The sequence below is a fragment of the Staphylococcus sp. AntiMn-1 genome (genome assembly GCF_001663395.1).
Classification (GTDB): Bacteria; Bacillota; Bacilli; order Staphylococcales; family Staphylococcaceae; genus Staphylococcus; species Staphylococcus equorum.
The window spans coordinates 478265-491979 of sequence record NZ_CP012968.1; the positions used below are offsets into that span (position 1 = coordinate 478265).

Below are 13715 nucleotides of genomic sequence, written 5' to 3' on the forward strand. Positions count from 1 at the left end.
ATATTCAAATGTTACACTTAAAACATGGAAGTTTTCATAAGATTCAATATTTGTAAATTTTTCTGTTAATTTGAACAATTGAATGTGATAAGATATAGAGAATATTATAATTTAAAGTACTAAAGGAACGGAGTGGGAAAAGTATGAGATATTTAACTTCTGGTGAATCACATGGACCACAGTTAACTGTAATTATTGAAGGTGTACCAGCAAATCTAGAAATCAACGTAGCAGATATTAATGAAGAAATGTTTAAACGACAAGGTGGATACGGCAGAGGTCGTCGCATGCAAATTGAAAAGGATGCAGTTGAAATTGTTTCAGGAGTGCGTAATGGCTATACTTTAGGTAGTCCAATCACATTGATTGTTACAAATGATGACTTTACACATTGGAAGAAAATCATGGGTGCTGATCCAATAAGTGAAGAAGATCAAGACAATATGAAACGTGTAATTACTAAACCACGCCCTGGCCACGCTGATTTAATTGGTGGTATGAAATACAATCATAGAGATTTAAGAAACGTGTTAGAGCGTTCTTCAGCAAGAGAAACTGCTGCACGTGTTGCAGTAGGTGCAGTTTCTAAAATTTTATTAAAACAATTAGATATTAACTTTTATAGTAGAGTGGTTGAAATTGGTGGCATCAAAGATGATATCGAATATGACCTTGAAACGATTAAAGCTAATATTGATAAAAATGATGTTCGTGTTGTAAATGATGAGATAGCTCAAGAAATTCGTGATAAAATTGACTCAGCTAAAAAAGCAGGCGATACAATAGGCGGTGTAGTTCAAACAATTGTCGAAGGCTTACCAGTAGGTATTGGTAGTTATGTACATTACGATCGTAAACTTGATGGTAGAATTGCCCAAGGCGTTGTAAGTATTAATGCATTTAAAGGGGTAAGCTTTGGTGAAGGATTCAAAGCAGCTGAAAAACCAGGCAGTGAAATTCAAGATGAAATCTTGTATGATACTACAAATGGTTACTACAGAGGTTCAAATCATTTAGGTGGATTCGAAGGTGGTATGTCTAATGGTATGCCTATCGTGGTTAATGGTGTAATGAAACCAATCCCAACACTTTACAAACCACTAAACTCCGTTGATATTAATACAAAAGAATCATTTAAAGCTTCTATTGAGCGTTCTGACAGCTGTGCTGTACCCGCAGCAAGTGTTGTAGTTGAGAATGTTGTAGCATTTGAAATTGCAAAAGCATTACTTGAAGAATTTCAAAGTAATCATATAGAACAGTTAAAATCACAAATAGATGAGCGTCGTTTATTAAATATAGAATACTAAGTAGCAATTTAAAATTTATGAAGTAACTAGGTGAGCATATGAAATTAGAAACTACTTATACATCCAATAACTATCCAATTATTGTAGAACACCATGCATTAGATCAATTACATCAATATATAAATGATTATAAAGATGTTGTGTTGGTAGTTGATGAAACGGTAAATAATAATTGGAATGAAAAGATAGATTTTATCAGTTCTGAATATGGCGCACATAAACTTATCATTCCTTCTGGTGAAACGACAAAATCGTTAGCCTTTTATGAAGAAACGATTGAAGTATTACTCAGTAAACAATTAACACGTGATACTTGTTTAATCGCAGTTGGCGGTGGTGCTACTGGCGATTTTACAGGATTCCTTGCTGCAACCTTATTAAGAGGTGTAGATTTTATTCAAGTACCAACGACTATTCTTGCACATGATTCAAGTGTAGGAGGCAAGGTAGGTATTAATTCTAAACATGGTAAGAATTTAATAGGCGCCTTTTATAGACCTAATGCCGTTATTTATGATTTGAACTTTCTAACAACTTTACCCTATGGAGAAATTTTAAGTGGGTATGCAGAAGTTTATAAACATGCCTTATTGAGTGACATGGAAGCTGTACAAAATATTGAAACACAATACTCTGATCAGCCAGTACTCGCTTCGTTAAATGAAATTGAATATTATTTATTTAAAGGAATCCAAACGAAATTAAATATTATCGTCAAAGATGAAAAGGAATCCAATGTCCGTAAATTTTTAAATTTAGGTCACACATTTGGACATGCAGTTGAATACAACTTTAAAATTCCTCATGGCCATGCAGTGATGATAGGCATTATTTATCAATTTATTGTTGCTAATAAAGTCTTAAATAGAGATTTTGATATATCTCATTATTTTAATTATTTAGTCTCATTAAATTACCCATTAGATATCATTAATGAATTTGAGTTTGAAACCTTATATCAACTCATGTTAAAAGATAAGAAAAATGATCAACAAGGGATTCAAATGGTATTATTGGATGGCATTGGCAATCCTGTGGTAAAACACATAGATAAGCCAACACTTCTACATGCATTCACAGATTTCCTAACATATTTTAAAAAGTAGGTGGATTTTTTGACAAACAGTAAAACAATTGATATTAACGGACCATTGATTGGTGAAATAGAAGTACCAGGAGATAAATCTATGACACATAGAGCCATTATGTTAGGTTCTCTTGCATCTGGCACCTCTACAATATATAAACCACTTCTTGGTGAAGATTGCCTGAATACAGTGGAAATTTTCCAACAATTAGGTGTTGAAATTACTGTTGGCGAAGATAAAATAGAAATTAATTCTCCTGGTTATAAACACTTCAAAACGCCTCATCAAGTACTTTATACAGGTAATTCTGGTACAACGACACGTTTGGTGGCTGGTCTGTTAAGTGGTTTAGGCATTGAAACTGTTATTTCAGGTGATGAATCTATTGGTAAAAGACCGATGGACAGAATTATGAAACCTTTAAGCTTAATGAACGCTAATATAACAGGCGTCGATAATAATTACACACCGCTAATCATTAAACCTGCACAAATTAACGGCATGTCTTATCAAATGGAAGTTGCGAGTGCACAAGTGAAAAGTGCAATTTTATTCGCCAGTTTGTTTGCAGAAGAGCCGACAACTGTTAAAGAATTAGGTACAACACGCAATCATACAGAAACGATGTTCCAACATTTCCATATTCCTATTACTACTGATGGGAAAACGATAGAAATGCCAAAACGAGGAATCGAACATATTCAATCCGTAGATTTTCATGTGCCAGGTGATATTTCTTCAGCAGCATATTTTATAGTGGCGGGCTTGATAACAAAAGACAGTGATATTACAATTCACAATGTTGGCATAAACCCAACACGTTCAGGTATTATAGATATCGTGAAACAAATGGAAGGGAACATTACGCTATTCAATCAAACAGATGGTCCAGAACCAACTGCTTCAATCCGCATACAATATTCACCTGATATGAAACCACTCCAAATTGATGGAGATTTAGTGCCAAGAGCAATTGACGAAATTCCAATTGTAGCATTACTATGTTCACAAGCTGAAGGTACAAGTATTGTAAAAGATGCAGAAGAATTGAAAGTTAAAGAAACAAATCGTATTGATACGACTGCGAATATGCTAAATTTATTAGGATTTATGTTACAACCAACAAGCGATGGTATGATTATACATCCTTCAACTATGGAGCAAACAGCAACAGTCGATAGTTTTACTGATCATCGTATAGGTATGATGCTTGCTATTTCATCATTATTAACAGATGAATCGTTAACTATTAATCAATTTGATGCTGTAAATGTTTCTTTCCCAGGTTTCTTAACGAAGTTAAAACAATTAGAAAAAGAGGGATAAAAGTATGGAAGATATCTATAAACTCATAGACGATATCAACTTACAAAAATTAGATAACTTAGACACTCGTGTGAATGAAGCATTAAGTTCTCCAAAGGACGATGCACTTTTTATACTTGGTGAAACGTTATATAATTACGGTTTAATGCCTCAAGGGCTCGAAGTATTCCGTACGTTATACCATAAATATCCTGATGAAAGTGAACTACTTATCTACTTCATCGAAGGTTTAATGGCTGAGAATCAAACTGATGAAGCTTTAGAATATTTAAACCAAGTTGAATTATCAACTGAACGTTTAATGTTAGAAGCTGATTTATATCAACAATTAAATATGTTAGAAGTTGCGATAGATAAATTAGTCGACGCCATAGATATAGAACCAAATGATCCAATTATACACTATGCACTTGCTGAATTATTGTATTTTGACGGACAATACTTACGTGCAGTTTCTGAATACGAAACTGTGCTTGAAACAGGCGAATATCAAGTGAATGGCACAAATTTATTTTCTCGCTTAGCAGATTGTAGTTTGCAAAGTGGAAACTACAGTGATGCGATTAAAATGTTCGATGAAATCAATGAAGAAGAAATGGTTTCTGAAGATTACTTTAAAAAAGCGATTGCTTATGAAAAAAATGAGCTCTCTCAAGAAGCAATTAATTTAGTTCAAACACTATTATCTAAAGATCCTGACTTCTTACAAGGCTATTTTTATCTGCAACAACTTTATGAAAATGAACATAACCATGCAGAAGCCATTGAAATTGGTAAAGAAGGCTTGAGATTAAGTCAATTTTATAAAGAGTTGATGGTATCAACAGGCAGTATAGCAATTGAACATGGCGATGCTAATGAAGGTGTACAATTATTATTGCAAGCCTTAGAAGTTGATAATGCTTACCAAGAACCACTTTTAATCCTAAGTGATTTATATAGACAAGAAGAAGACTACGAGGCACTTATAGCATTATTGAAATATGTTGATGAAGAAGATTTAGATCCCGTGTTTATGTGGCATTTAGCATTTGCGTTAGGACAAGAGGAACGTGACAAAGAAGCACAACATTTCTTTGAATTAGCATATCCAACATTGCACACGCAATCTGCGTTTCTAAGTGATTATTATTTCTATCTAGTTGAAATCGGACAAATTGAACAAGCAAAAACAATGCTAAATCAATTACTGGAATTAGATCCAAGCAATGAAACATGGCATGATGAAGCAGAAAGATTATTATCTTTCTAGTCAAGGAAGGTGAGTAAGATGAGTAATACCCTACAACAAGTGAAAGCTAATTTCATTGAATATCTGCTTTTTCAATATCAGTTTAAATCTAGGATTAGTGTGTGGGTATTAAACTTAATTAAGTCTTCACCTGAGTTACTACAACAAATTCATTTTGTGGATGAACTCATTTCCGATCATCATATTTTGGAAATTGCTATGGAAGATACTGAGCAACAAGGAATCAGGTTTACACTTAAAAACCAGCAGTTGATTAATAGTGACGAAATCTTCAATTATATAGCAAATGATGCTGTGTCTTTTGATATCAAACTGCATTTTAGCAAAGCACAATCTCGAGAGACTCGTTTAGATGAATTATTATTAATGCAATTGTTACATTCACCATACTATGCTATGTATATGCAAGACATCTATAGTATCCCGCTATCAAAGCAAAGCGAGTCCTCTATTATCACGCATTTACAAGATAATATTGATTTAAGTTTACAATTGCATGATAAAGCACTGTTTTATCAATTAACTCAAATCCTTAATACTTTTGAGTTAAGAAATGTAAAAAAAACAATGAAGGATTGACCTTATGAATATAAAATCTTTATGGCATTTACTCATTTATAATAAAGGTGTACTTTACTTTCTGCTTATTTGTAATTTATTAGGCACGATATATGGTTATATATGGTATGGTAATCAACTGAGTGTATCGAGTTGGCAGTTCATACCGTTTGTGCCAGACAGTCCAACCGCTTCATTATTTTTATGTATTGCATTAATCGGACTTATCGCAGGTAAGAACTTACCAATTATTGAAGCTTTAGCTTTTGTATCGCTGATAAAATATGGTGTATGGGCAGTTATTATGAACATCATTATGTTTATACAATACGACTCAGTTACAATTATTGGCTGTATGCTTATATTTTCTCACGGTATTATGGCTATAGAGGCATTTTTCTTTTACCCAAGATTTAAAATTACTATTCTTGCTTTTACTATTGCTGTGATATGGGTATTCCATAATGACATTATTGATTATGTATTTATGCAATATCCTTACTATGATTTCATTGCTAACCATGTTGAAGGTATTGCTTACCTCGCGTTTTGGTTAAGTGTCATACCTTTAGTGCTATATTTAAATTTAACTCGATTTAAAAGGATAAAATATTTGACCATCATTAACGTTCACAGTAAAATGTTTATAAAGGAGTGAGGATTTTTGTCTTTTATCTATATGATTATATATTTTGTTATTCTAATGGTATTGCCTTTATGGGCGCAGCACAAAGTTAAGTCTAATTATGAAAAATATTCACAAGTAAGATCGACAAGTGGTAAGACAGGTCAAGAAGTTGCTATAGAAATACTTCATGCAAACGGCATTTATGATGTTGATGTCGTTGAAGGAAAAGGGTTCTTAACAGATCATTACGACCCTAGAAAAAAAGTTCTCGTGTTATCACCAGCTAACTTCAGTAGACCTTCAGTTGCTGGTACAGCAATTGCAGCCCACGAAGTTGGTCATGCGATACAACACGCAGAAGGTTATTTCTTCTTAAGATTCAGAACATCTTTAGTACCACTAGCTAACGTAGGTAGCTCAGTTGGTTACTTAGCAGTATTTGCAGGTATTATTTTAACTACTATGCAAAGTACTTTAGGTTCTACAGCATTATGGATTGGAATTGCATTCATGTCTCTTGCAGTATTATTCTCAATTGTTACACTACCAGTTGAATTTAACGCAAGTAGTAGAGCTATGAAACAAATAAAAAGCTTAGACATTGTTAATGAAAAAGAACACCGCCATGCTAAAAAAGTACTTACAGCAGCGGCAATGACTTATGTTGCTTCAACTGCAGTTGCATTAGCAGAGCTTGCAAGATTTATTCTTATTGCTAGATCAAGTGAATAATAATATAAATAAGGTTGAGACATATAATTATGTCTCAACCTTATTTTTTTAGTCATCTTTGCAGGAGTGAAACGACGAAATCTTATTAGAAAAATTAGATTTCTGTCTTGCTTCCATTTTTGTTTAAACTGACATTCTTATTATTTCGGATTTAAATCTCACCAAAAAACACATCTAAGCAAAAATATTAATTTACTCACTTTTAAAAAGAAGTGGTTACTACTTAATTACGTGTAATAATGAAATAAACAAATTAAAACGATTATAGTCAAATAGTAAATAATATAACGGTTAACTATTGCAGGAATAATGCATGAAGCCTAAAATTAGTCTATACTATATAAGAAACCGTTAGAATGTGAGGCGTATATGATGAAGACTATGAAAAATATGCAAACTGAAGTGGATGACTATATTGGTCAATTTAAAACAGGGTATTTCTCTCCCTTAGCTAATCTTGCGCGATTAACTGAAGAAGTTGGTGAACTGGCAAGAGAGATTAATCACTACCATGGTGAGAAAAAGAAAAAAGAGACAGAAGACGAAAATACAATTAAAGCAGAACTAGGTGATAATTTATTCGTTTTATTATGTATTGCCAATTCTTTAGATATTGATATGACAGAAAGCTTTGATGAAACAATGAAAAAATTTAATACACGTGATAAAGATCGTTTTGAACGAAAATAATTTAATTTGAAATAGAAAGGGTGTCCCACCTTATGAAAATAGGCATTACTTGTTACCCATCTATGGGTGGTTCTGGAATCATCGCCACTGAATTAGGCATAAAACTTGCTGAACGTGGGCATGACATCCATTTTATTACATCTAATATACCTTTTAGAATACGCAAGCCATTACCAAATATCACGTTTCACCAAGTTGAAGTCAATCAGTATGCTGTTTTTCAGTATGCTCCTTATGACATAACTTTAAGTACTAAAATTGCTGAGGTTATCAATGAGTATGATTTAGATTTGTTACATATGCACTATGCAGTCCCTCATGCAGTTTGTGGTATTTTAGCAAAACAAATGTCCAAAAAAGACATTAAAATTATGACTACATTGCATGGGACTGATATAACTGTACTAGGTTATGATCATTCTTTAAAAAACGCAATTAAATTTGGTATAGAAGAAAGCGATATTGTGACGAGTGTAAGCCAGTCACTCGCAAAACAAACTAATGATATCATTGAAACAAACAAAGAAATTATTCCAATATATAATTTTGTTCGGGAAAATGAATTTCCAACAAAACCCGATGTACAAACTGAAGAAGATGAACGATTAAAAGCTTGTTATGGAATAAAACCAGAAGAGAAAGTTTTAATTCATGTTTCAAACTTCAGAAGTGTAAAACGTATTGATACAATTATCGATACATTTGCAAAAGTACATAAATCTATGCCGTCAAAATTATTATTATTAGGCGATGGTCCAGAATTAATGGATATGAAACAAAAAGCACGTGATCTAAATATTGAAGATGAAGTTCTTTTTTTAGGAAAACAAAATTGGGTTAGTGAATTTTATCAAATTTCAGACTTAGTCTTACTACTAAGTGAAAAAGAAAGTTTTGGTCTAACACTACTTGAAGCAATGAAATCTGGAGTAGTGCCAATTGGATCTACGGCTGGTGGAATTAAAGAAGTCATTAAACATGAAGATACTGGTTTTTTAGTTGATGTAGGTGATAGTACAAGCGCAAGTGAGTATGCCTTAAAATTACTCACAGATGCAAAGCTTTATAAAACAATGCAAACACAAATGCTAGCAGATGTCTCAGAACGCTTTTCGTCTAACTTAATTGCAGATCAATATGAGTATTACTACAAAAAATGTTAGAGGGTAACAATGACTAAAACATTATTCGAAGCGGCAAAGCCAATTTTAGAAACTTTACAAAAACATCAGTACCAAGCATTTTATGTTGGTGGGGCAGTTAGAGATTACTTAATGCAAAAATCAATTCATGATATCGATATTACGACTAGTGCCACACCAGATGAAATTGAAGCAGTATTTGATAAGACCATTCCTATTGGTAGGGAACATGGCACGATTAATGTCGTCTATAATGGCGATCAATATGAAGTGACAACTTTTCGTGCTGAAGGTGAGTATGATGATCATCGTAGACCTAATGAAGTCTTTTTTGTAAGAGACTTATACGAAGACGTAAAACGAAGAGATTTTACAATGAATGCCATTGCTATGGATGTGAATTATCAAATCCATGATTACTTTGATGGACTAAAAGATATAGAACAGCGATTAATCAAGACAGTTGGAGATCCAGCAGAACGATTTAACGAAGATGCATTACGTATTATTAGAGGTTTGCGCTTTCAATCACAACTTGGGTTTACGTTGGAGAAAGCTACATTTAATGGTATGCATGCCCATATAGCAGATATTGCGCATTTATCTATTGAACGTATCGTAATTGAACTTAAAAAATTAACATTAGGTCAATATGTGGCCCAAAGTTTCAATAATTTAAAGTACTTTAATACATTTAATTATATACCATTTTTTAAACGTTTTGACTTATCAAAATTCATATTAGAAGAATCAATATCATTATCAATGTTAATTGCATTCTTAAAAGCACAACAACCCGATGTTGACACACAGCTGTCAGATTTGAAAATTAGCAACAATGAAAAGAAATATATCACTAGACTCGAACGCATGTTACAACAAATGCCAGAAATCCACAGCAAACAAAGTTTGAAGTTATTTGTTTATGATTTCGGAAAAGAAGATATACTACAAGTACTAAGTTATGAACGTATGCTCAATAGTAATAATATTATAAAAGTATCTCCATTGATTTTTAATGCTGCTTCCATCAATGAAATTAGCCAAAAGTTACCGATTTCATCAAGAAAAGAAATGGATATAAATGGTAAAGATATATTACAAGTATTAGATAAACCAAGTGGTGCATGGCTTAAACCCATATTACGTCAAGTTGAATGTGCCATACTATCAGGTGAGGTCAAAAACTTTAAACCAGAACTGCTAAAGTGGGTGAAAACACATGTCCAAGTATAGTAAAGATGTTGTTCAAATGTTATATCAGCACCAACCTGATTACATATCGGGTCAATTTATAGCAGAACAACTAAGCATTTCACGTACAGCTGTAAAAAAAGTAATAGATCAACTTAAATTAGAAGGGTGTCAGATTGAATCAGTGAATCATAAAGGGCATCGCTTAATCCAATTACCTGATAAATGGTATAGTGGCATTGTATTACCAATGCTAAAAGCACAAAATGTATTTGATCATGTTGAAATATTGGAAAGTGTTAATTCAACTCAATTACTGGCTAAGCAAAAATTAGTAGGTAATACAAATACCTTTCTTATTTTAAGTGATGAACAAACACAAGGTAAAGGCCGATTCAATAGGCCTTGGTCCTCTTCCAAAGGAAAGGGCTTGTGGATGTCGATTGTTTTAAGACCTGATGTACCTTTTGAAATGATAACAAAATTTAATTTATTTATGGCTCTAGGCATAAGAGATGCGATACAACAGTTCAGTATCGATCCGGTTACCATTAAATGGCCAAATGATATTTATATAAATAAACAAAAAGTTTGTGGCTTTTTGACAGAAATGGTTGCGAATAGTGATGGTATTGAAGCGGTTATTTGCGGCATTGGTATTAATATGAACCATTTACAAGAAGATTTTAGTAATGAACTACAACAAAAAGCTACAAGTGTCCGCATTCATGCTGACGAAAAAATTAACCGCTACTATTTTTTACAATCGCTTGTAAGTCATATTGAATATCGATATAAACAATTTCTTGCAGAACCATTTTTAACTATTCGAGACGAATACATAGCAGCCTCGAATATTTGGAATAAAACATTAAGATTTACCGAGAATGGTAGACAATTCCACGGAGAAGCGCTTGATATTGATGAAGATGGTTTTTTACTTGTATTGGATGAAGAAAACAATCAACATCGTTTAATCAGTGCAGATATAGAATTTTAACCTCGTTGAAAGGAGGAATGAGAATGACAAAACCGTGTTATGCCGTTATGGATTTAGAAACAACAGGAAACCAATTAGACTATGATGAAATCATTCAAATAGGTATTACTTTTGTTCGTGAAAATAAAATAATCGGCACGTACCATTCAATGATTAAAACAGATTTAGAAATTCCTCCTTTTATACAAGCATTAACATCAATAGAAGAAGCAATGTTAAATCAAGCACCATATTTCCATGAAATAGCTGAAGATATTTATAAACAAATTGATGGTTGTATCTTCGTGGCACACAATGTTGCTTTTGATTTGAACTTTATAAAAAAATCTTTTAAAAATTGTGATATCAACTATCGTCCCAAAAAAGTAATGGATACGTTAGAATTATTTAAAGTCGCTTTTCCAACAGATAAAAGTTACCAGTTAAGTGAGTTAGCAGAAGCACATGGCATTGTTCTAAACAACGCACACCGTGCTGACGAAGATGCTGCTACAACAGCGCAACTTATGATACTCGCATTTGAGAAATTCGAAATGTTGCCTTTAGATACTTTGAAACAACTATATTATTTAAGTAAGAATTTAAAATATGATTTACATGATATTTTATTTGAGATGGTACGTAATCATAAAGATAAGTCACTAGAGGATGTTTATGACCAATTCGAACAAATTATTTATAAAAAACAAAAAGATTTCAAAGCACCAACAGTAGATTTTGATGGCACTTTGAAAGATTTATATACCTTGATTACTAAGGAACTTAATTTGACCTATCGACCACAACAATTATATCTTTCAGAGATTATTTTAGAACAGTTAATGAATAGTGAAAAAGCAATGATTGAAGCACCACTTGGAAGTGGCAAGTCATTTGCGTATTTACTCGCTTCTTTAATGTATAACATTGAAACTGGTAAACACGTAATGATTTCAACTAATACTAAATTATTACAAAACCAATTATTGGAAAAAGATATACCTGCGCTTAAGCAAGCTTTAAATTTCAAAATAAATGCTACTTTAATAAAAAGTAAACGTGATTATATTTCATTAGGTTTAATCAGCCAAATCTTGAAAGAAGAAGCCAGTAATTATGAAGTCGGTATATTAAAAATGCAATTATTAATTTGGATTACCGAAACAGACACAGGTGATATTCAAGAGCTAGACTTAAAGGGCGGACAAAAAATGTATTTCGAACAAAAGCTAGAGACTTATGTACCTGTTCGAAATGATATACATTACTTCAACTTCATTAAACGAAATGCTCAAAATATTCAAATTGGTATTACAAATCATGCCCATTTAATACATGCTGCACATGATAATTCTATTTATCAATTATTTGATGATTGCATTATCGACGAAGCACATCGCTTGCCTGACTATGCTTTAAGCCAAGTAACCAATGAATTGAGTTATTCTGATATCAAATATCAACTCGGCTTAATTGGTAAGACAGAAAATGATAAGCTGCTTAAATCTATCGATCATTTAGAACAACAAAGAATACTTGAAAAATTAGATATACCGCCTATAGATGTTTTCGGGTTAAAAACAACAGTCAATGAGATACATGATTTAAATGAACAATTATTCACTACTATTTTTGAAATCATTCAAAGTTCTGAAGTGCATGACGATGAAGTTCACAAGCTCCATTTTGTCTATCATTTTAACGTTGCACCAATTTTGAACGATTTACATTCAATTATTCATAAACTTAATATGACTTTAGAATTCTTCAATGGTATGAGTCACAAAACAATCAAGTCTGTGCGCAAACAAATACTTTATATTAATGATCGTTTTAAAGAAATTGAGCACAGTTTAAAAAATAACCACACAAGTTATTTATCAATTAAAAATATAAATCAAAAATCAACAATTAGACTTAATGTCAAAGACTATGATGTTAAAGAAATATTAACGACACAAGTATTAGATAAATTTAAATCACTTACATTTATTTCAGGCACATTAACGTTTAACCATTCATTTGAAAATTTCAAACATTGGTTTAATAAAGATATCGTCTTTAACACGTATGAGATTGATTCGAAGGTAATGTCACCAAACCAAACTACCGTATTCATACCTAATGATGTGGCTTCATATAATTATAAAAGTATTGATGATTATGTGAGTTCTATCGTTAATTACGTGATTGAGTATATTAACATTGTAGAGTCTAAATGTTTAATACTATTTACAAGTTATAAAATGATGCATATGGTTCAAGAGTTATTAAATGAATTGCCGGAATTTGAAGACTATGTCGTTTTGACACAACAGCAAAATCAAAACTATAAGATTGTTCAACAATTTAATAGTTTTAATAAAGCAATCTTACTTGGCACAGGTACATTTTTTGAAGGCTTTGACTTTCAATCTAATGGCATAAAATGCGTCATGATTGCTAAGTTACCTTTTATGAATCAAAACAATACAAAATATTGGTTAATGGAATCTGAGTTTACTTCTACATTCAAAGATTATGTATTACCTGATGCTGTAACGCGTTTCAGACAAGGCCTCGGTAGATTGATACGTAGTGAAAATGATAAAGGCATTATCGTATCCTTTGATGATCGCTTAATTCGTAGTAATTACAAACAATTTTTTGAACAATCGTTAGAGAGTTACCGTCAAAATAAAGGTGATATCAAACAATTTTCAAGCATACTCAAGAAATTAAAAAAAGAGGACAAACGTAATTAATAAACTCAGCACCCACAACTAGAACTTATACATCTATTTTGTTAAAATATATAAGGATAAAGAAAAGAAGAC

12 protein-coding genes are annotated in these 13715 nt (G+C 32.2%); all 12 read left to right on the forward strand.

Annotated features, from left to right (window positions below; genetic code table 11):
* The first annotated feature begins 143 nt into the window (after positions 1–143).
* Entirely contained in the window at positions 144–1310 is a 1167-nt protein-coding gene (gene aroC, locus AOB58_RS02450; RefSeq protein ID WP_021339212.1) for a chorismate synthase, read from the forward strand.
* A gap of 38 nt (positions 1311–1348) precedes the next feature.
* Complete coding sequence (gene aroB, locus AOB58_RS02455; protein WP_064782904.1) at positions 1349–2416, forward strand: 3-dehydroquinate synthase; 1068 nt, start codon at positions 1349–1351, stop codon at positions 2414–2416.
* A gap of 9 nt (positions 2417–2425) precedes the next feature.
* Complete coding sequence (aroA, locus tag AOB58_RS02460) at positions 2426–3724, forward strand: 3-phosphoshikimate 1-carboxyvinyltransferase (protein ID WP_021339211.1); 1299 nt, start codon at positions 2426–2428, stop codon at positions 3722–3724.
* Positions 3725–3728: 4 nt separating this feature from the next.
* The gene (locus AOB58_RS02465; protein ID WP_021339210.1) at positions 3729–4976 is read left to right on the forward strand and encodes a tetratricopeptide repeat protein; all 1248 of its coding nucleotides are present in this window, start codon (positions 3729–3731) and stop codon (positions 4974–4976) included.
* An 18-nt stretch (positions 4977–4994) separates the two neighbouring features.
* The gene (locus AOB58_RS02470; protein WP_064782905.1) at positions 4995–5555 is read left to right on the forward strand and encodes a YpiB family protein; all 561 of its coding nucleotides are present in this window, start codon (positions 4995–4997) and stop codon (positions 5553–5555) included.
* Between the two features lie 4 nt (positions 5556–5559).
* Positions 5560–6192, forward strand: a complete 633-nt coding sequence (locus tag AOB58_RS02475) for a DUF1405 domain-containing protein (RefSeq protein WP_064782906.1) — start codon at positions 5560–5562, stop codon at positions 6190–6192.
* Between the two features lie 6 nt (positions 6193–6198).
* Positions 6199–6894 (forward strand): zinc metallopeptidase, encoded by a 696-nt coding sequence (locus AOB58_RS02480; RefSeq protein WP_002512429.1) that lies wholly within the window; start codon positions 6199–6201, stop codon positions 6892–6894.
* 372 nt (positions 6895–7266) lie between these two features.
* Positions 7267–7584 (forward strand): nucleotide pyrophosphohydrolase, encoded by a 318-nt coding sequence (locus AOB58_RS02485; RefSeq protein WP_002512428.1) that lies wholly within the window; start codon positions 7267–7269, stop codon positions 7582–7584.
* Positions 7585–7616: 32 nt separating this feature from the next.
* Positions 7617–8747 carry an N-acetyl-alpha-D-glucosaminyl L-malate synthase BshA gene (gene bshA, locus AOB58_RS02490; RefSeq protein ID WP_064782907.1) on the forward strand — a complete coding sequence of 377 codons (1131 nt, stop codon included), beginning with the start codon at positions 7617–7619 and terminating at the stop codon, positions 8745–8747.
* Positions 8748–8756: 9 nt separating this feature from the next.
* Positions 8757–9962 (forward strand): CCA tRNA nucleotidyltransferase, encoded by a 1206-nt coding sequence (locus AOB58_RS02495; protein WP_064782908.1) that lies wholly within the window; start codon positions 8757–8759, stop codon positions 9960–9962.
* Entirely contained in the window at positions 9949–10920 is a 972-nt protein-coding gene (locus AOB58_RS02500) for a biotin--[acetyl-CoA-carboxylase] ligase (RefSeq protein ID WP_021339206.1), read from the forward strand. Before AOB58_RS02495 ends, AOB58_RS02500 begins: the two co-directional genes overlap by 14 nt.
* A 23-nt stretch (positions 10921–10943) precedes the next feature.
* Positions 10944–13643 (forward strand): helicase C-terminal domain-containing protein, encoded by a 2700-nt coding sequence (locus AOB58_RS02505; RefSeq protein ID WP_064782909.1) that lies wholly within the window; start codon positions 10944–10946, stop codon positions 13641–13643.
* Positions 13644–13715: the final 72 nt, after the last annotated feature.